The organism is Sphingomonas sp. SUN039, assembly GCF_024758725.1.
Lineage (GTDB): Bacteria > Pseudomonadota > Alphaproteobacteria > Sphingomonadales > Sphingomonadaceae > Sphingomonas_O.
In genome coordinates this window covers 1435249-1453932 of record NZ_CP096972.1, presented here as the reverse complement: position 1 = coordinate 1453932, position 18684 = coordinate 1435249, and the positions used below count along the sequence as shown (strand labels likewise).

The window sequence follows — 18684 nt, the reverse complement described above, 5'->3', positions numbered from 1 at the left end:
TGGGCGCTGATTAACCTTATCTTAGGCAGCAGCATGACATTCCCCTCGGCAGACCTGACAACACCCAAGGACTGTCGATGCGCGTACTGGCAATGGCCTCCCAAAAAGGCGGATCGGGGAAAACCACCCTGTCCGGCCATATTGCCGTCCAGGCCCAGCGCGCAGGCGCCGGACCGGTCGTCCTGATCGACATCGATCCGCAGGGGTCGCTGGCCGACTGGTGGAACGAGCGCGAGGCGGAATATCCTGCCTTTGCCCAGACGACCGTCGCACGCCTACAGGCCGATCTTGAAATGCTGCGTCAGCAGGGCTTTCGTCTGGCGGTCATCGATACCCCGCCCGCGATCACCATGGCGATCCAGAGCGTTATCGCCGTTGCCGAACTCATCATCATCCCGACGCGCCCGTCGCCGCACGATCTGCGCGCCGTCGGCGCGACCGTCGACCTGTGCGACCGCGCGGGCAAGCCGCTGCTGTTCGTCGTCAACGGTGCAACGCCCAAGGCGAAGATTACTTACGAAGCCGCTGTCGCCCTGTCGCAGCACGGTACCGTCGCGCCGGTCACGCTTCATCACCGCACCGATTTCGCCGCATCGATGATCGACGGGCGCACGGTCATGGAATGCGATCCGCGCAGCCGCTCCGCCGCCGAAGTTACCGAGCTGTGGGATTATGTGTCCGACCGGCTCGAAAAGAACTTCCGCCGCACCGTGTTCTCGGCCCCCGGCATCGCCGCAGCGGCCCCTGTCATGCATCGTCCTGCCGGCGGAGGCTTCGGCCGCCGCGTGGTCGGTCAGTGAGGGAGGGCGTCATGGGCGAACCCAAACCTCTCGCATCGCTGTCGTCATCGCTGCTCGCCCGCAAGGGGCAGGCCAAGCCTGCCATGCGTCCGCAGGGCTTTGCCAGCTTCGGCTTCGGCGGCGGCAATAGCCACCAGCATCACGAAGACCTGGGCTGGAACGACATGGGCCATGAGCCCGAGTCGGTCGCCGCGCCGGTCAGCGCCGAAGTCGTACCGATCCTGCCGGTCGCAGCTGTCGAGGTGCCTGATGAACTGCCCGCCGTGGTGCGCCAGCAGGAAGAACTGAAGCGCGAACTCGAACCGCTGTCGGACTCCTTTGCCGAGCGGGCCAAGCGTGCGGCACCCGGATCGAAGGGCAAGGCGGCGTTCACGCTGCGCCTCGACCCGGATCGCCACCTGCAACTGCGGCTTGCCTGTGCGGTCGCGCACAAGTCGGCCCAGCTTCTCGTTGTACAGGCGCTCGACGCCTTTCTCGCAACCCAGCCCGGTGTCGGCGAACTGGCTAAGGCGGCCGGTTCGGGCAGCGCGGGCAAATGACCGTTTTGAGGGGGAAGACCATGAACGCGACATCACTGCTGCGGCTCACGACATCGACACTGGTGGTTGGGTCCGCCCTCATGCTCGGCAGCGTCAGCGGCCAGGCGCAGGGGTCGTCGCCGGTTTCCGCCGAACAGGCGGCGCGTCAGGCAGTCGGCTTTGCCCAGCGTGCCAGCAAGGCGCTGGTCAAGAGGAACGCCGTCAAGGCAGTGTCCTTCGCCGAAGCTGCCGTGGCGTTGCAAGGCCGCAATGCGGATTATCGCATGCTGCTGGGGCAGGCTTATCTCGCCGCCGGACGTTTCCAGTCAGCCGAACAGACGTTCGCCGACACGCTGACACTCGATCCCGAGAGAGAGCGTGCTGCGCTCAACCTCGCGCTCGCACAGATCGCGCTGGGCAAGGGCGATGCGGCGCAGGCGACGCTCGCCGATTATCGCGACAAGCTGCCCGCCGCCGATTTCGGGCTGGCGCTAGCCCTGGCGGGTAATCCGACTGAGGCCGTCCGCATCCTCGAATTTGCAACGCGTGCGCCCGATGCCAATGCAAAGACGCGCCAGAATCTCGCACTCGCCTACGCTCTCGCGGGCAAATGGACCAACGCCAAGGTGATGGCGGTTCAGGATCTGACGCCCGATGAGGCGGATGCCCGTCTCGCGACCTGGGCGACCTTTGCCCGTCCGGGCGCTGGATCGATGCAAGTCGCGTCGCTTCTCGGGGTGAAGCCGGTCGCGGACGCCGGTCAGCCGACGCGCCTAGCGCTGGCAGTACCTGCCGCGCCGGTGGCGGTTGCCGCCGCCGAACCGGTTGCACCGGTCGCCGAACCTGTGGCCCCCGCGCCCGAGCCGGTGGCAGTTGCCGCTGTCGATCAGCCCGCCTTTGAAACGCCGGTCGCGCCGGTTGCGCCCGTCGTCCAGCCCGTGGTTGCCGTCGCGCCCACGCCCGAGCCGGTCCTGATCCGCGCCGAGCCGCGCCCTGTCCGTACCGCCGTCGTCCCGCCGTCGCGTCCCGTCGCTGCGAAGCCCGCGCCGGTCGCCAAGCCGGTTGTCGTGGCAAAGCCTGTCGTCCCGTCCGCCCGCCTGATGAAGGCAGCGGCGTTCCGTCCGGCCAAGGGCGGCCAATTTGTCGTCCAGATCGGCGCTTTCCAGAGCGCCTCGGCGGCTGAACGCGCGTGGAACCGCGTTTCGGGTCGGGTCGACCTTGCCAACTATGAGGCGATCAACGGTGCAGCGAAGGTTCGCAACGCCAATCTCGTCCGCGTATCGGTCGGCAGCTTTGCCAACCGCGCGGACGCCGACAAGATGTGCGCGCGAATCAAGCAGACCGGCAATGTCTGCTTTGTCCGCGTCCAATCGGGCGATGCGCCGGCACGCTGGGTGCAGAAGCACACGTTCAAGGTTGCCTCGCGCTAAACCCTAAAGTTCGAAGATCGTCCGTCCGCCCTTGATCGTGCGGACGGCCTTGCCCTGTACCGGCAGACCGTCGAACGGCGTGTTTCCGGCTGATGAGGCAAAGCGCGCGCCGTCGATCCGCCATGGCTTGTCGGGATCGACGATGACGAGATCGGCGGGTGCCCCCGTTTCGAGCCGTCCGCAGTCCACGCCCAATAACTTCGCCGGGTTCGCGCTGGTGAGGGCGGCAAGGCGCGGCAGGTCGATCACGCCGTCGCGGACCAGTCCCAGTGCGAGCGTCAGCAACGTTTCCGCACCGGATGCGCCCGGTTCGGCATCGGCAAAGGGCAGGCGCTTTGCCTCGGGCCCGCGCGGATCGTGCGCCGAACACAGCACGTCGATGGTCCCGTCGCGCAACGCCTCGATAGCGGCGCGGCGGTCGTCGTCGCTCCTTAGCGGCGGGGAGAGGCGCGCGAAGGTGCGGTAATCGCCGACCGCGATATCGTTAAGCAGCAGATGCGTCGGGGCGATGCCGCAGGTCACGGGCAATCCGCGCGCCTTGGCCGCACGGACAAGATCGAAGGCGCGCGACGTCGTCACCTGGCGGAAGTGCAGCCGTGCGCCCGTCTCCTCGACCAGTGCCAGATCGCGCGCAACGGCCATCGCTTCGGCCATCGCAGGTGCAGCGGGAAGTCCGTAGAGTGTTGCTGTTTCGCCTTCAGTTGCGACGGCGGTCCCGGCCAGCCCGCCGTCCTCGGCATGTGCGACAACCGTCAGGCCGAGCGATCCCGCATAGGCGAGCACGCGCCGCATCACGCCCGAATCGGCAATCCAGCTGCGCCCGGTCGCCACGGCCTTCGCGCCGGCGCGCGTCATCAGCGCATATTCGGCGAGTTCTTCCCCGCGCAGCCCCTTTGTCGCGGCGGCCAGCGGGTGAACCCACAAGGCGGGCTTGGCGGCCAGCGCGGCGCGCTGGACGAGGCCCGGATCGTCGAGCACCGGCGATTGGTCGGGCATCAGCGCGACGCGCGTGATCCCGCCTGCCGCCGACGCGCCGCGTTCGACGGCGAATACCCCCAGATCGACAATGCCCGGTAGGACGATCTTGCCGGTGGCGTCGATGGTCTTGGTCGAGCCGGTAGCCGCCGCAATCTTGTCGCCATCGATGACGAGGTCGCCGTGACGCTCGCCCGCAATATCGACCAGCTTGCCGCCCCGGATGATCACGATCGCCGCCCGCCCTTGGTTCTTTGGCCTGTCAGCACGTCGAGACAGGCCATCCGCACCGCGACACCCATTTCGACCTGCTCGGCAATCGTCGAACGTACCGGATCGTCGGCAACCGAAGATGCAATCTCGACGCCCCGGTTCATCGGGCCCGGATGCATGACAATCGCATCTGGTGCGCGTTCCAGCCGTTCGGGCGTCAGTCCGTAAAGCGCGTGGAATTCGCGTAAGGAGGGCACAAACCCGCCCGACATCCGTTCGGATTGCAGGCGGAGCATCATTACCGCGTCCGCGCCCTCGATTCCCGCATCCATGTCAGTGAACGGCACCACGCCGAACCGCTCGATCCCGGCCGGCATCAGCGTCGGCGGCGCTACCACGCGCACTTCGGCCATCAGCGCGGTCAGCAACAGGATATTCGAGCGCGCGACGCGGCTGTGCAGTACGTCGCCGCAGATTGCGATGCGCTTGCCCGCAATTGCGCCAAGCCGCCGCCGGATCGTTAGCGCGTCGAGCAGGGCCTGCGTCGGGTGCTCGTGCGTCCCGTCGCCCGCATTGAGTACCGGGCAGTCGACCTTGTCAGCGATCAGCGCCACCGCGCCGCTGCTGCCATGGCGGATCACGATCACGTCGGCGCGCATCGCGTTGAGCGTGATCGCTGTGTCGATCAGCGTCTCGCCCTTTTTCACGCTCGACTGCGCCGCGTGCATGTTGACGACATCGGCCCCCAGCCGCTTGCCGGCGATCTCGAAGCTGAGCAGCGTCCGCGTCGAATTCTCGAAGAACGCGTTGATCTGGGTGAGGCCATCCAGCCGATGGTCCGATGCGCTGTGGCTGCGGTTATGCTCGACCCACCCGTCGGCCTCGTCGAGCAGGAAGACGATCTCGTGCGGCTGCAGGCCCGCAATCCCGGTCAGGTGCCGGTGGGGAAAGGGGAGCAGCGATGTCACTAAGATTTTTGCGTAGCACCGGGAAGGCTGCGGTCAAGCCGCTGTGACAATCCGGGTGGCGATAGCAGACACGCCCGTCACGTTCAGTATAGTGGCTCCGAACAGACGATTGCCGAACGGCTGCTTGCGTGTTTTGTGCCGGAAGTGCGAGCGACCGAGATAGGCGCCGACGCAACCACCGAGCATTCCAGTCATTAACAGCGAACCTTCGGGCGTCCGCCGTAAGCCTAATTCGGCGCGCCGTTTGTCCCATCCGAACTGGACGAATGACAGCACGTTCAGGCCAAGTGCGACGATCCATGCCAAGAATATCGACTGCGCCATATCCATGGCCTGCCACCAGATCGTTGAAATTCGGTTCAGACTTCGCGCAACCTCGGCATCAGTTCGACAAAATTGCAGGGTTTGTGGCGCGAATCGAGCTGCGTGCTCAGAATCCCGTTCCATCCGTCGGCTACCGCGCCGGTCGAACCGGGCAAGGCGAAGATATAGGTGCCGCGCACCACGGCGGCACAGGCGCGCGACTGGATCGTCGAGGTGCCGATATTCGCGTAGCTGAGCCAGCGGAACAGTTCGCCGAAGCCAGGAATCGATTTGCCGTCGAGCCGGTCTATGGCCTCTGGTGTCACGTCGCGGCCGGTCACGCCGGTGCCGCCGGTCGAGATGATGCAATCGACGGCTTCGTCCTCGATCCACGCCTCGAATTGCCCGACCAGCGCCTCGACATCGTCGCGGACGATCATGCGGCGGACGAGTTGGTGGCCCGCCGCCTCGATCAGGCCCGCGAGCCGGTCGCCCGACTTGTCGGTCGAGGCGTCGCGCGTGTCAGATACGGTGAGGAGCGCGATGTTGACGGGGATGAAGGGAAGGGAGTCGTCGATCATGCACACAGTTCCGTCGTTGCGAGCGCAGCGAAGCAATCCAGCGGACTGCACAGGCGGCGATGTGGATTGCTTCGCTTCGCTCGCAATGACGGTTCTGGTCAAGGGCGGATCGAGCAGCCTTTGCCAGATTAGCGAGCGGCGCTCGCCACTGTCGGGAATTTCGGCCAGATGCCCTGAACCAGCGCGCTGCGGCTGACGGTCTTCTGACCGGCCTGTTGCTGGTACATCCAGTAATTGCGAAGGACGATCGTTACATAGCCGCGGGTCTCCCAATAAGGGATGCTCTCGATGTAGAGCAGCGGGTCTTTCGCGGCGGCGGTGTTGGAGTTCCAGCGGTCGAGCGGGGCGGGACCGGCGTTGTATGCGGCGATTACCTTGGGCAGCAGCCCGCCAGTCTGCGCCATATCGCGTAATTGTTCGATATAGCTTTGCCCGTATTCCATGTTGGTGGCAGGCGACGATAGGGATCCGGCGAACACGATGCCCTTTTTGCGCGCGATATCGCTCGCCGTGCCGGGGCGAACCTGCATCAGACCGCGCGCGCCCGCTGCGCTAACTGCGTTGGTACGAAAGTTCGATTCCTGAAGGGTGTGCGCGAATACGAGTGCGCGGTCGACGCGCCAGCCGCCTTCGGGCGACCAGTTGCCGGGCATCGGGTAACGACCCTCGATCGAGGTCTTTGCACCCGCCGGACCATTGTGTGCCAGCCACAGCTGAGTCGATGGCAGGTCGAGCTTGCCCGCAATTGCGGTAAGCGTCGCATGTTCGGCGGGGCTGCCGATGCGCGCCTGCCAGCGCACCAGCGCATCGGCACGGTCGTTTTCGCCGATTTCGGCGAGTGCGAGTGCGGCGCGGACATTGGGATGACCGGTCAGTTGACGGATTGCGCCGCTGCCATCGTCGTCCTTCCGGGCGGCCAGCCCCATCGCGCCGCTGGCGAGCATCCCGTAAAATGTTTCCTCGAGCCGTGCGGCTGCGCGGAGGCGCGGCTGAATCAGGTCGGGCTGGTGACGCACCATATCAGCGCGTGCGGCCCAATAATGCCCCGCCGCGATCATTTCGGGATCATACGAACGTCGGGCCAGCGAGGCGAAAGCGTTCGACGCGGTGGTCCAATCCTTCTGCCGCCATGCCGCAAGACCTACCACCCAGTCGGCCTGTGCTGCCCAAGGGCCGGTGCCTGCCTGCGCCACCGTGGCCAAACGACGGGCATTAGTGTCGTCGTCCTCGATATAGTAGGACCAGGCAACGCGCTGGCGCCATTCGGCCAGCCCCGCGGGCGTCAGGCTCGGTTCATTCGAGACCAGCAGCGCTTCGGCTTCGGTAGGACTGTCGTCTTTGATGAATTGCAGGATCCGCTGGCCCATCACCGAAGCGACGGCATCGCCCTCGGTCGTAGCCGTGCGACCGCGACGTGGTGAGGTGCCGAGCCAGCCGATCGCATGCGGTTCGGGCAGCGCGGGCAGGGCATCGACGCCGCGAGACTGCGCCAGGCGGACAAGTGTAGGTGCCTCGGGAAGTTGCGGGGCGGCGGTTGCCAGCGCGGCAAGTTGTGTCCCGTCCACCTTCGGCGAACCCTTGGCCGTAAAAATTGCCGCGCGTGCAACGAAGTGCAGCGGCCCTTCGGGCATGAAATCAAGCTTGGCCGCTGCGTCGGTCCAGCGCCCCGCGTCGATATCGTCGAAAATCGCCCGATACTGGCTGCGGGCGTTGGGACCGAGCTGGACAGGAAGGGCGAGGGCGGCAGATTTGGCCGCGATGATCGCTTCGGCGGCAATGACAGGCGTGGCGACAGTCGCACCCGACAAGGCAACACCAGTCAGCAAAACCGATACTCTCATGCCGTTCCGTCCCCGATCAGTCTCTGCATGTCTTCCCACACCCGCCCTTTGGATTTGGGCTCGCGGAGCAGCACACGCGGATGAAGCGTTGCGATTGCCTCCACAGTGACCCCATCATAGTTAATGAAATGTAACCGTCCCGTTGCTTCGGCTACATTCATCCCGAGCACCGCACGGCTTGCCGCTTCGCCCATCAGCCACAGTTTTTTCGGGGCCGCTATACGGATGTGATGCACGATCAACGGGCCGAGCAGGTCGAGCGCCTGTGCGTCGATGCGCCCGCTGGCCGGACGCGCGGGTGCGAGCGCAGTAAGATAGATGCGCCCACGGTTGATTTTCCATGCCGCGATCATCCGGTCGAACAGCGCGCCGATCTCGCCCGATAGCAAATGTCCTGCCTCGGCGTCGCCGCGTTCGGGTACATCGGTGACGATCATCGGCGCGTTGGCAGAGTGCCCTTCAGGGGCGAGGCGCTGACGGATGGGATAATTGGCGAGCGTCGAAGTGTCGGTAGCGAGCCACGCGATGAATTCGGCGAGCGCCTGCGGCAGCACGGTTGGCAATTCCGGTTGTGACTGTGCCGCTGGTGGCTGCGGTGCATTGTCCGAGGTTGGGGGGTGTGCCTTCGCTGGCACCGTCCGCGCCACATTCCCTTCTGCGAACCAGTCGCGCGGTTGCTCGTCAATCAGCGTATCGACGCCGGCGTCGCGCCACCACCCGATCAGGCTTTCGGCCTCGTCGCGCAGATCATGAATTTCGCAATTGAGCATCGCTGTCAGTTAAAGCAATCGGTTGACGTCGCGGTCAATGATGCGGAATGCGGTTCGTGACAAAACGACGAGGAAAGACGGCCAAGCGCCGTAACAGGGCACCGATATGACGACACGCGAATCCATGCCGTACGACGTTGTGATTGTGGGAGGCGGACCTGCGGGGTTGAGCGCCGCGATCCGGCTGAAACAGCTGAACGCCGATCTGGGCGTCTGCGTGCTTGAAAAGGGCTCCGAAATCGGCGCGCATATCCTGTCGGGCGCAGTCGTAGATCCCAAGGCGCTCGACGAGTTGCTGCCCGATTGGCGCACGAGCGGGTGCCCGTTTGCCGAAACACCGGTCACCGACAATCAGCATTGGGTGCTGACGAAGACGAGCAAGTTGGCCGTCCCACATTTCCTTGCACCGCCGTTCCTCAACAACAAGGGCACCTATACCGGCTCGCTCGGCAATTTGTGCCGCTGGCTGGCAGAGCAGGCCGAAGGGTTGGGGGTGGAGATTTTTCCCGGCTTTGCCGCCGCCGAAATTCTCTACAACGAGGATGGGTCGGTAAAGGGCGTCGCGACCGGCGACATGGGCGTTGCCCGTGACGGGACGCACAAGCCCGACTACCAGCCGGGGCTGGAACTCCACGCCAAATACACGCTGTTCGCCGAGGGCGCGCGCGGGCACCTTACCAAGCAGCTGAAGACTAAATTCGATCTCGACAAGGATGCCGAGCCGCAGGTTTATGGCATCGGCATCAAAGAGTTGTGGGACATTCCTGCCGAACAACATGCGCAAGGGCGTGTGATCCATACCCAGGGCTGGCCGATTGCCGACAAGGACGGGTTCGGTGGCGGATTCCTGTATCATCAGGCGGGCGGGCAGGTGTCGCTCGGTTATGTCGTTTGGCTTGGCTACACGAACCCCTATCTGTCCCCGTTCGATGAAATGCAGCGTTGGAAGACGCACCCCGAGATCGCCGCGATCCTGAAAAACGGGAAGCGGGTGTCGTACGGCGCGCGGGCGATCTGCGACGGCGGTTGGCAGTCGGTGCCAAAGGTGGTCTTCCCCGGGGGTGCGCTGATCGGCTGCACGGCAGGTTTCCTCAACGTGCCGCGCATCAAGGGCAGCCATACCGCGATGAAGTCCGGGATGATGGCTGCCGAAGCCGCCGTTGCCGCGATTTCGGCCGAACGGTCGGGCGACGAACTCAATGCTTATACCGACGCCTACAAGTCGAGCTGGGTCGAGAAGGAACTGCGGATGGTCCGCAATTTCGAGCCGATCATCTCGAAATTCGGCGGCACGCTGGGCACGCTTATCGCGGGCATCGTTATGTGGCTCGAATATCTCGGTATCCGCCTGCCGTTCACGATGAAGCATCATGCAAACAACAAGAGCCTGTGGCGCAGGGACATGGTAAAGCCCATCAGCTATCCCAAGCCCGACGGGGTGCTGAGTTTCGACAAGCTGTCCTCGGTATTCCTGTCGAACACCAATCACGAGGAGGACCAGCCGGTCCACCTGACGCTCAAGGACGCCAGTGTCCCGACGACCGTCAACCTGCCGCTTTATGCGGGGCCCGAGCAGCGTTACTGCCCGGCGGGCGTCTATGAATTCGTCGAGGATGCCAGCAATCCGACCGGCGAGCGGCTGCAGATCAACGCCCAGAACTGTGTCCACTGCAAGACCTGCGACATCAAGGATCCGACCCAGAACATCGTCTGGGTCGTACCGGAGGGCGGCGGTGGGCCGAACTATCCGAACATGTAGCCTCGCTGTCTTGGCGGCTGCTCTGGTCGCGACCGGCGCGGCGGCAAAGCGGATCGAGCCGTCGGCATTGGGAGCCTATGTCCGCGCCCGCGTTGCCGACAAGGCGAGCGACAGCGCGACGGCGGTCGCCAGCTACACCGCCGCGCTCACCATGTCGTCGGATGCCGCAATGGTCGCGTTCCGCGCCTATCGCGCCGGTGTCGACGGCGGCGACTATGCACTGGCGCTCAGGGCAGCTCAGACGCTCGAGCGCACCGGCATCGTGCCCTCCGATGCGCGGGTGCTACTCTACATCGCTGCCGTTCGCGAGCGTGACTGGCGCGCGGCAGCCAACCGACTCGACCAGATCGAGGACCAGGACGGGTTCGATTTCCTCGCGCCGCTGTTTCGCGGCTGGATTTCGCAGGCAACCGGCGAAAAGGCGCCGCCGTCGAAGACCACTGCGACCGCCTATGTGGCGGAAAACGACATATTGCTCGCCATCGCCCGAGGGGAACCCGGCGACAGCATCGATGCCGTCAGCAGCCTGTGGTCTACAGACCGTTACCGGGCGAGCACCTTGCGGCTGGCAGCGGCGGCGTCGCTGGCTGCGCACAAGCAAAGGTCAGCTGCAATCGGGCTTCTGGCGGGTGACGACCCGACGGTGGTGGCGGCACGGGCGGCCCTGTCGAGCGGCAAGCGGCTGGCAGGCGCGGTCGACAATCCCGCACGCGGGGCAGCCTTCATTCTCGCGCGCATGGCGGGCGACTTGATGAACGAGAGTTCGGCACGCTCGGCGATCACGCTCGCGCGTTTTGCGACATTTGCCGATCCGGCGAGTCCGAACGCGAGGCTCGTGGCGGCAACGGCGCTGGGCCTAGCCAGGCGCAACACCGAATCGCTCGCGTTGATCGACAGCGTCGCCCGCGATCCGGTCTATGCCGATCTCGGCCGGTCGATGCGGATCGACCGGCTCGAGGCGCTCGGGCGTACCGACGAGGCCTATGCCGAGGCTGCGAGCCGCGCGGCACGGACCACCAACGACTTGACCCGTCTCGGCGATATCGAGGCGCGGCGCGGGCGTTTTGCAGAGGCTGCGGGGCACTACCGGCGGGCGACCGAGGAGATCGGGATCGACAAGGTCGGTGCGCCGCTGTGGCTGGCGCTCGGCAATGCGCTCGATCAGGGCGGCGACTGGCGCGGCGCGCGATCCGCGTTCGAGCGTGCGCTTGCCTTGTCCCCTGACGATCCGCGTCTGCTCAACCAGCTCGGCTATGGCATGGCGACGCGGGGTGAGGAGATCGACCGCGCGCTGGCGCTGCTGCGTCGCGCCGATGCCGCCCAGCCCGAAAATGCCGCGATCACCGACTCGATCGGTTGGGCTGAATATAAGGGCGGGCGGATTGCCCGCGCGGTCGAAATCCTCGAGCGTGCCCGCATCCTCGATCCGGTCGAACCCGAAATCGCCGAGCATCTCGGCGATGTCTATTGGGCGGCGGGACGACGCGTCGAAGCGCGCTATGCTTGGGCGGCGGCGCGCGAGACTGCGGCCGAGGCGTCGCACGACCGTATCGATGGCAAGCTCGACCGGGGCTTGCCGTGATCCTCACTGAGGCGGCGTACGCCAAGGTCAATCTCGCGCTCCATGTCCGGCGGCGGCGAGACGACGGCTATCACGAGCTGGAAACGGTGTTTGCCTTTTGCGAACACGGCGATGTGCTGACGGCGGAACTGGCCGGGGCGACATCGCTGACCATCGACGGACCGTTCGCAGACGGGCTGTCGACGACCGACAATCTGGTTGTACGTGCGGCGGATGTGATTGGGGTGACTGCCCGGCTGCATCTCACGAAGAACTTGCCCGTTGCGAGCGGGATCGGTGGTGGTTCGGCGGATGCTGCGGCGGCGCTGCGGCTGCTCGCGCGGCTGTCGGGGCGCGGCCTGCCGTCGGCCGACGTCCAGCGCGCACTGGGGGCCGATGTCCCGGCCTGCGTCGGCTCGCAGACGATGCGCGGCGAAGGAGTCGGGGAAGCGTTGTCGCCGGTTTCGGACGTGACAGGCACCCCGATCCTGCTTGTGAATCCGTGCATCCCCCTGTCGACGGCGGCAGTGTTCCAGGCGTGGGACGGGATCGACCGGGGTCCGCTCGCCGACTGGCGTGAGGGACGGAACGATCTTGAGGCCCCCGCTTGGAGGCTGGTCCCCGAAATTGCCGATCTCGTCGCGTGGCTCGCCCGCCGCCATGACGTCACTTTGGCAAGGATGTCGGGCTCGGGCGCAACCTGCTTCGCATTGTTTGCCAGCGAAGCGGCGCGGGCACGGGCGGTGCACGAAACGACCGAGACCTATCCCGGCTATTGGGCAATGGAATCGGTCCTGCGATGAGCGGCATCCTGAGCATCGTCGATCATGCGTCGAACCATGTGCCGCCCGACATCGAACTCGGCATCGATCCGGCGCTGCTGGACGAGCATATCGCCTGGGACCTCGGGGCAGGGGCGCTTGCCGACGCGCTCGGCTATCCGGCGCACAAGGCGACCGTGTCGCGCCTCGTTATCGACCTCAACCGCGAAGAGGACGCAGCGGGGCTGGTGCCGCTCGCCAGCGATGGGCGTTCGATCCCGGGCAATCCGGGCGATTTCGCCGACCGGCTCGTGCGCTTCTACCATCCCTATCACGGCATCTTGGCTGCTCGCATTGCTGCCGAACACCCGGACCTGTTGTTGTCGGTGCACAGCTTCACGCCGTACCTGCGTGAACGTCCAGATGAGCAGCGTCCCTGGGAAATCGGCGTTATCTACAACACCGACGACCGCGCCGCCCGCATCGCAATTCCGCTGCTCGAAGCGGCAGGCATCGTAACCGGCGACCAGCTTCCCTATTCGGGCAAGCTGCTCAACGCGACGATGAACCGGCATGGGGAGGCGAATGGCATTCCCTATCTGGGTCTGGAGGTCCGGCAGGATTTGATCGGCGACGCTGCAGGCGTGGCGCGCTGGGCCATGCACTTGCGCCCCATTGTCGACGCTTGTCTTGACCAATTGGTGTCGAGCGGCAAAGCGGGCCGCCTATGACCAACCGCTTCGACAAATCGAAACTGCCTAGCCGCCATGTCTCGGTCGGGCCGGAACGCGCGCCGCACCGCAGCTATTATTACGCGATGGGCCTGACCGAGGCCGAAATTGCGCGCCCCTTCGTCGGCATTGCGAGCGCGGGCAACGACAGCGCCCCCTGCAACACGCTTCTCGACCAGCAGGCCGACGTGGCGCGCGGCGGGGTCGAGGAGGGCGGCGGGATGCCGCGCCGGTTCAACACGATCACCGTTACCGATGGCATTGCGATGGGCCATCAGGGGATGAAATCCTCGCTGGTGTCGCGCGAAGTCATTGCCGATTCGGTCGAGCTCAGCGTCCGCGGGCATTGCTATGACGCGCTGCTGGGGTTTGCGGGCTGCGACAAGAGCCTGCCGGGCATGATGATGGCGATGCTGCGCCTCAATGTGCCGAGCATCTTCGTCTATGGCGGGTCGATCCTGCCGGGTCGCTACAAGGACCGCGACGTGACCGTCGTCGATGTGTTCGAGGTTGTCGGTAAATATGCGGCAGGCGCGTGTCCGCTCGAGGAAGTCACCGAACTGGAGAAAGCAGCCTGTCCGGGGCATGGCGCGTGCGGCGGGCAGTACACCGCCAACACCATGGCGTGCGTGGCGGAAGCCATCGGCCTGTCGCTCCCGAACTCGAACATGGCGCCCGCGCCCTACAGCACCCGCGATCAGGTCGCCCATGCGGCGGGGGTACAGGTCATGGAATTGCTCGCGCGCAACATCCGGCCGCGCGACATCTGCACGCGCGAGGCGTTTGAAAATGCTGCACGGATTGTGGCGGCGACCGGCGGGTCGACCAACGGCGCGCTGCATCTGCCCGCGATGGCGCATGAGGCGGGGATCGACATAACCCTGTTCGACGTCGCAGAGTTTTTCAAAACAACGCCTTACATGGCAGATTTGAAACCCGGCGGGAATTATGTCGCCAAGGACATGTACGAGGCTGGCGGCGTTTACATGCTGATGAAATCGATGCTCGGCGAAGGATTACTGCATGGCAATTGCCTGACCGTGACCGGCAAAACGCTGGGCGAGAACATCGACGAGATCACCTGGAATCCCGACCAGAAGGTTATCTATCCCGCGACCGCGCCGATCTCGCCGACCGGCGGTGTCGTCGGTTTGCGCGGGTCGCTCGCGCCCGACGGCGCGATCGTGAAGGTCGCAGGCATGGCGCGGCTGCAATTCACCGGGCCCGCGCAGGTGTTCGATTGCGAGGAAGACGCCTTTGCCGCCGTCGAGGCTCGGGCGATCCGCGAGGGATCGGTCGTCGTCATCCGCTACGAGGGGCCGAAGGGCGGCCCCGGCATGCGCGAGATGCTGTCGACGACGGCGGCGCTCTACGGGCAGGGGATGGGCGAGAAGGTCGCGCTGATCACCGACGGGCGCTTTTCGGGCGCGACGCGCGGATTTTGCATCGGCCATGTTGGTCCGGAGGCGGCGGATTGCGGTCCCATTGCGCTGGTCGAGGAAGGCGACGAGATCAGTATCGACGCGAGCGTCGGCACCATCGACCTGAATGTCCCCGCCGACGTGCTAGCCGCGCGCAAGGCGAATTGGCAGCCGCGCCAGACCGATTATCAGTCGGGCGCGCTGTGGCGGTACGCGCAGAACGTCGGTCCTGCCTGGCAGGGAGCCGTCACCCATCCCGGCGCGAAAGCCGAAACACATGTCTTTGCGGACATTTAGCCTCGGCATCGCGCTTGCAATTGCGCTGGCCGCGTGCAGCGCTGCGCCCGAGGACAAGGTTGCGACCGCCGCACCCGATGACCGCATCGAATGCGCGACTGGCGGGGCAACAGACTTTACCAGAGCCTGCGCGGTCGAAAAGGGTGAGGGGACCGCGCTGATCCTGCGCCACGTCGACGGCGGGTTCCGGAGAATCGACCTCGCCCCAGACGGCACGATCACGGCGAGTGACGGCAGCGATGAGCCGGTCGGCAAGGCGCTACCCGACGGCCGTTTCGAACTGACGCTGGGTAGCGACCGTTACCGCCTGCCGCAGAAATGAGACCGCTCGGCGGTCCGGTGCTGACCGCCGCCGAAATGCGCGCGGCGGAACTCGGCTGCGGCGTTCCTCTCGATGAATTGATGGAGCGTGCGGGGCGCGCACTTGCAGAAGCAGCATTGCGTTTTGGCGGCGGTGCGCCGGTGCTCGTGTTGTGCGGCCCCGGCAACAATGGCGGCGACGGCTATGTTGCGGCACGAGTCTTGGCAGAGCGGGGCATTACCGTGCGGGTGGCGGCACTGGCTCCGCCGAAGACCGACCTCGCCAGCGGTGCACGTGCAGCATGGTCGGGCGATATCGAGGTGCTCGATCTGGCGCATCCGGCACCGATCGTCGTGGATGCCCTGTTCGGTACAGGACTAACCCGCCCGCTCGACGCGATGTGGCGCGAACCCCTGGTGCGTTTCCGTGGTGCAGCCCGATTCGTTATCGCCGCAGACCTGCCCAGCGGTGTGGGTGCCGACGACGGAACCGACTTCGGAGCCGTCTCTGCCGACCTGACGCTGGCATTCGGTACTGCCAAGCCTGCCCATTTGCTCCAGCCGACTGCAACCCTGTGCGGACGTGTGATCATCACGGATATCGGTGTGCTCGCGCCGAGCCGTACCAAGGTTCTTCGGAAGCCCTTTCTTTCTGCGCCATCGGCTAGCGATCACAAATACACGCGCGGCATGGTTGCAGTCGTAGCGAGCGATATGGCGGGCGCGGCGACACTCGGCGCGACGGCGGCGGCGCATCTCGCGGGCTATACCGTGCTGTGTGGCAAGGGAGAGGCTCCTGCTTCGGTGGTGCGGCGCGGTTTCGAGGCCACCTTGGCCGACCCAAAGCTCGGTGCGATGCTCATCGGCCCCGGCCTGTCCGATACGCCCGCCAACCGGATCAAGCTCGACGCCGCGCTCGCTTCGCAAGTGCCGCTGGTGATCGATGCAGGTGCGCTCGGCCTCGTCACGCCCGGGCAGCTCCAGCGCCAAGCCCCGACGATCCTGACCCCGCACGAGGGCGAGGTCGTGCGGCTGTTCGGTCGGCTCGACGGCAGCAAGATCGACCGCGCGCGGATTGCCGCCGAAAGGTCGGGCGCGACCGTGATCTATAAGGGCAGCGACACCGTTATCGCCTCGCCCGACGGCCGCGTCACACTCGCGCCCCCGGCGTCGCCGTGGCTGGCCACCGCAGGCACGGGCGATGTGCTTGCAGGGATCGCAACGGCAATGCTGGGACGCGGTTTGCTCCCGCACGAGGCGGCGAGCGCGGCGGTCTGGCTGCATGGCGACGCGGCAAGCCGGGCGGGCGCAGGTTTCATTGCCGACGACCTATGCCGCCACATTCCCGCTGCGCTGTCGGCGGCAACGCGGTGAGCGAAACCATCGTCAGGTTGGCGGCGCGCGGCGACGGAGTGACCGAATCAGGTCGGTTCGTTGCGGGCACGGCGCCGGGCGACAGGGTTGAGGCCGACGGGACGATCACCCCCGGCCCGCATCGCGCCATTCCGCCCTGCCGTCATTTCGGCATATGCGGCGGCTGCCAACTCCAGCATGTCGACGATGCGAGCTACGCCCAGTTCGTGATCGACCGTATTACCGGCGCACTGGCCGAACAGCGGATCGATGCGCCGCCTTTTGCGTCGGTGCATTTGTCGCCGCCGAACACGCGCCGCCGCGCCAGCCTGCGGGCTGAGCGACGCGGCAAACAGGTGCTGCTCGGTTTCAACGAGGGGGCGAGCCACCGCATCGTCGATCTGCGCGAATGCCATGTGCTGCTGCCCGAACTCGTCGCGCTGATCGCGCCGCTACGGCGGTTGCTGGCAATGGCGATGCCGGACCGGGGCAGGGCGACGGTCACGTTGACCCGTGCCGATCAGGGCGTCGATGTCCTACTTGCCGGGTTCGTAGTCGAGGGGCTGGCGGCAATCGAGATGCTGAACGATTTTGCCGAAACGCACCGGCTTGCGCGCCTGTCGCTGGACGAAGGCTATGGTCCGTCGGCGCGCTGGTGCCCGGTGCCACCGACGATCACTCTGGGCGGTACGCCCGTCGCTTTGCCCGAGGGCGCCTTCCTGCAAGCGACGGCGGATGGCGAAGCCGCACTCGTTGCTGCCGTGCGCGAAACCGTCGGGAATGCCGCCACCATCATCGACCTGTTCGCGGGCCTTGGCACATTCGCGTTGTCACTGGGCGGCCAGGTTCGCGCGGTCGAAGGCAGCCGCGATGCCGCACTCGCCTTGCTCGCGACACGGCGGGTGCCGGTCGAACACCGCGATCTCTTCCGCCGCCCGCTGAGTGTTGTCGAGCTGGCGAATACCGGGGCCGTCGTCCTCGATCCGCCGCGCGCGGGCGCGCGCGAGCAGGTCGCCGAACTGGCGAAATCGGACGTGCCCCGCATTGCTTATGTCAGCTGCAACCCTGCGACATTCGCCCGCGATGCCCGTACCTTGATCGACGGAGGCTACACGCTCGCACGCGTGGCCCCTGTCGGCCAGTTCCGCTGGTCGACGCACGTCGAACTTGCCGCGGCTTTTACCCGCTGATCAGCTCCGGTCGAACGCGGCAACGACCGCATTCACGGTCAGCAGCAGCAATGGCAGCGTGCCGATCAGGTGCAGCGCGAACCGCACGACCACCCGGTTGACCAGCGCCTGGACCAAGCTGTGGACGACCCGGAAAGCCACATAAATCCACGCCAACATCGCATTGAATCCGTCGCCTGCGCCCATCAGCGCCAGCGCCAGTCCGACGGCGTAGAACACGGTCGGCTGTTCCATCAGATGGTTGTAATTGTCCGCCTTCCACTGGACGCGCGGCGGCAGGAAATTCCGCAAGTCGGCCCCGACCGAACCGACCGAGGTCTTGGCATCATAGTCGGGACTGCGCAGCAGCGCGGGGATGCGGGTGAGGTACATCCACACCCACATCGCCATCGACCACAGGGCAAGCAGCGTCAGCGGCTGCAGGATTTCGCTATGCATCTCCGCCTCCCTCAGCCGTGCACGCGGAACACCGCCATTAGCGCATGCAGCGACAGCGACATCAGGCACAGCGTCGAAAGCGCGAACAACAGAAAGCGGTAGCGGATGATGTTGACCGTCGCCTGCAACAGGCTGTGCGCGATCCGCAGGATGACATAGCCCCATGCCGCCATCGCGTTGAAGCCGTCGCCCGTGCCGGTCAGCGCAATAACGATCGCCGCCGCATAGAAAATCGTCGGCTGTTCCATCAGGTGGATATAGTTATGCGCGGGCCATTGCGCCTTGGGATCGACAATGCTGTCGAGCATCCCGGGCTTGCTGCCAACGACCTTGTTGATATCGATGCCGGCCTTTTTCATCGCGGGCAGGCGGACGACGACCATCCACACTAGCATGACCAGCGACCATGCGATCAGCACGGCAACAGGTTTCAGGATTTCACTCGTCATTTTTTCAGCCTCCCCAGACGTGATC

19 protein-coding genes are annotated in these 18684 nt (G+C 65.5%); 11 read left to right on the top strand and 8 right to left on the bottom strand.

Translation table 11 applies throughout. The annotated features are described in order from the left end of the window. Window positions 1–77 precede the first annotated feature (77 nt). The 3 genes from M0209_RS07060 to M0209_RS07050 are packed head-to-tail and all read left to right on the top strand — an operon-like array spanning window position 78 to window position 2748. A complete protein-coding gene (locus tag M0209_RS07060; RefSeq protein ID WP_258887579.1) occupies window positions 78–800 on the top strand; it encodes a ParA family protein in 723 nt (240 codons plus the stop codon). Between the two features lie 11 nt (window positions 801–811). After that, entirely contained in the window at window positions 812–1339 is a 528-nt protein-coding gene (locus M0209_RS07055) for a hypothetical protein (protein ID WP_258887578.1), read from the top strand. Between the two features lie 20 nt (window positions 1340–1359). Next, entirely contained in the window at window positions 1360–2748 is a 1389-nt protein-coding gene (locus tag M0209_RS07050) for an SPOR domain-containing protein (protein WP_258887577.1), read from the top strand. A 3-nt stretch (window positions 2749–2751) separates the two neighbouring features. Here the strand turns inward: M0209_RS07050 and M0209_RS07045 are convergent, their stop codons facing one another. From M0209_RS07045 to M0209_RS07020, 6 genes are all read right to left on the bottom strand, one after another. Further along, a complete protein-coding gene (locus tag M0209_RS07045) occupies window positions 2752–3957 on the bottom strand; it encodes a dihydroorotase (RefSeq protein WP_408988229.1) in 1206 nt (401 codons plus the stop codon). Next, window positions 3951–4895 (bottom strand): aspartate carbamoyltransferase catalytic subunit, encoded by a 945-nt coding sequence (locus M0209_RS07040; RefSeq protein WP_258889588.1) that lies wholly within the window; start codon window positions 4893–4895, stop codon window positions 3951–3953. The genes M0209_RS07045 and M0209_RS07040 overlap by 7 nt, the downstream gene beginning before the upstream one ends. A gap of 42 nt (window positions 4896–4937) precedes the next feature. Further along, window positions 4938–5234 (bottom strand): DUF1294 domain-containing protein, encoded by a 297-nt coding sequence (locus tag M0209_RS07035; protein WP_258887575.1) that lies wholly within the window; start codon window positions 5232–5234, stop codon window positions 4938–4940. Window positions 5235–5263: 29 nt separating this feature from the next. Further along, entirely contained in the window at window positions 5264–5788 is a 525-nt protein-coding gene (moaB, locus tag M0209_RS07030) for a molybdenum cofactor biosynthesis protein B (protein ID WP_258887574.1), read from the bottom strand. 128 nt (window positions 5789–5916) lie between these two features. Next, window positions 5917–7629, bottom strand: a complete 1713-nt coding sequence (locus tag M0209_RS07025; RefSeq protein WP_258887573.1) for a lytic transglycosylase domain-containing protein — start codon at window positions 7627–7629, stop codon at window positions 5917–5919. Then, entirely contained in the window at window positions 7626–8399 is a 774-nt protein-coding gene (locus M0209_RS07020; RefSeq protein ID WP_258887572.1) for a uracil-DNA glycosylase family protein, read from the bottom strand. The genes M0209_RS07025 and M0209_RS07020 overlap by 4 nt, the downstream gene beginning before the upstream one ends. A gap of 106 nt (window positions 8400–8505) precedes the next feature. Between M0209_RS07020 and M0209_RS07015 the strand changes: the two genes are divergently transcribed. From M0209_RS07015 to M0209_RS06980, 8 genes are read left to right on the top strand one after another with little or no spacing between them, the layout of a single operon-like run. Next, complete coding sequence (locus tag M0209_RS07015; protein ID WP_258887571.1) at window positions 8506–10158, top strand: electron transfer flavoprotein-ubiquinone oxidoreductase; 1653 nt, start codon at window positions 8506–8508, stop codon at window positions 10156–10158. Window positions 10159–10168: 10 nt separating this feature from the next. After that, complete coding sequence (locus M0209_RS07010; protein ID WP_258887570.1) at window positions 10169–11740, top strand: tetratricopeptide repeat protein; 1572 nt, start codon at window positions 10169–10171, stop codon at window positions 11738–11740. Beyond that, window positions 11737–12522, top strand: coding sequence for a 4-(cytidine 5'-diphospho)-2-C-methyl-D-erythritol kinase (locus M0209_RS07005; RefSeq protein WP_258887569.1), 786 nt, complete (start codon window positions 11737–11739; stop codon window positions 12520–12522). Before M0209_RS07010 ends, M0209_RS07005 begins: the two co-directional genes overlap by 4 nt. Continuing rightward, entirely contained in the window at window positions 12519–13211 is a 693-nt protein-coding gene (locus M0209_RS07000) for an N-formylglutamate amidohydrolase (RefSeq protein WP_258887568.1), read from the top strand. Before M0209_RS07005 ends, M0209_RS07000 begins: the two co-directional genes overlap by 4 nt. Continuing rightward, on the top strand, window positions 13208–14929 hold the full coding sequence (gene ilvD, locus M0209_RS06995; protein WP_258887567.1) for a dihydroxy-acid dehydratase: 1722 nt from the start codon (window positions 13208–13210) through the stop codon (window positions 14927–14929). The genes M0209_RS07000 and ilvD overlap by 4 nt, the downstream gene beginning before the upstream one ends. Then, window positions 14916–15251: a hypothetical protein gene (locus M0209_RS06990; protein ID WP_258887566.1), complete on the top strand. Its 336-nt coding sequence runs from the start codon at window positions 14916–14918 to the stop codon at window positions 15249–15251. The genes ilvD and M0209_RS06990 overlap by 14 nt, the downstream gene beginning before the upstream one ends. After that, window positions 15248–16603: an NAD(P)H-hydrate epimerase gene (locus M0209_RS06985; RefSeq protein ID WP_258887565.1), complete on the top strand. Its 1356-nt coding sequence runs from the start codon at window positions 15248–15250 to the stop codon at window positions 16601–16603. The genes M0209_RS06990 and M0209_RS06985 overlap by 4 nt, the downstream gene beginning before the upstream one ends. Further along, window positions 16600–17772: a class I SAM-dependent RNA methyltransferase gene (locus M0209_RS06980; RefSeq protein ID WP_258887564.1), complete on the top strand. Its 1173-nt coding sequence runs from the start codon at window positions 16600–16602 to the stop codon at window positions 17770–17772. The genes M0209_RS06985 and M0209_RS06980 overlap by 4 nt, the downstream gene beginning before the upstream one ends. Here the strand turns inward: M0209_RS06980 and M0209_RS06975 are convergent, their stop codons facing one another. Together M0209_RS06975 and M0209_RS06970 are read right to left on the bottom strand one after the other, a co-directional pair. Continuing rightward, window positions 17773–18210, bottom strand: a complete 438-nt coding sequence (locus M0209_RS06975; protein ID WP_258887563.1) for an MAPEG family protein — start codon at window positions 18208–18210, stop codon at window positions 17773–17775. Window positions 18211–18221: 11 nt separating this feature from the next. Beyond that, window positions 18222–18659, bottom strand: a complete 438-nt coding sequence (locus tag M0209_RS06970; RefSeq protein ID WP_258887562.1) for an MAPEG family protein — start codon at window positions 18657–18659, stop codon at window positions 18222–18224. Window positions 18660–18684: the final 25 nt, after the last annotated feature.

Bases quoted from the DNA above. Each gene is read 5' to 3' on its own strand.
- M0209_RS07015 (WP_258887571.1), top strand. From the start codon at position 8,506: ATGACGACACGCGAATCCATGCCGTACGACGTTGTGATTGTGGGAGGC.
- M0209_RS06970 (WP_258887562.1), bottom strand. From the start codon at position 18,659: ATGACGAGTGAAATCCTGAAACCTGTTGCCGTGCTGATCGCATGGTCG.
- M0209_RS06975 (WP_258887563.1), bottom strand. From the start codon at position 18,210: ATGCATAGCGAAATCCTGCAGCCGCTGACGCTGCTTGCCCTGTGGTCG.
- M0209_RS07025 (WP_258887573.1), bottom strand. From the start codon at position 7,629: ATGAGAGTATCGGTTTTGCTGACTGGTGTTGCCTTGTCGGGTGCGACT.
- M0209_RS07020 (WP_258887572.1), bottom strand. From the start codon at position 8,399: ATGCTCAATTGCGAAATTCATGATCTGCGCGACGAGGCCGAAAGCCTG.
- M0209_RS07000 (WP_258887568.1), top strand. From the start codon at position 12,519: ATGAGCGGCATCCTGAGCATCGTCGATCATGCGTCGAACCATGTGCCG.
- M0209_RS07050 (WP_258887577.1), top strand. From the start codon at position 1,360: ATGAACGCGACATCACTGCTGCGGCTCACGACATCGACACTGGTGGTT.
- M0209_RS07060 (WP_258887579.1), top strand. From the start codon at position 78: ATGCGCGTACTGGCAATGGCCTCCCAAAAAGGCGGATCGGGGAAAACC.
- ilvD (WP_258887567.1), top strand. From the start codon at position 13,208: ATGACCAACCGCTTCGACAAATCGAAACTGCCTAGCCGCCATGTCTCG.
- M0209_RS07035 (WP_258887575.1), bottom strand. From the start codon at position 5,234: ATGGATATGGCGCAGTCGATATTCTTGGCATGGATCGTCGCACTTGGC.
- M0209_RS06985 (WP_258887565.1), top strand. From the start codon at position 15,248: ATGAGACCGCTCGGCGGTCCGGTGCTGACCGCCGCCGAAATGCGCGCG.
- moaB (WP_258887574.1), bottom strand. From the start codon at position 5,788: ATGATCGACGACTCCCTTCCCTTCATCCCCGTCAACATCGCGCTCCTC.
- M0209_RS07055 (WP_258887578.1), top strand. From the start codon at position 812: ATGGGCGAACCCAAACCTCTCGCATCGCTGTCGTCATCGCTGCTCGCC.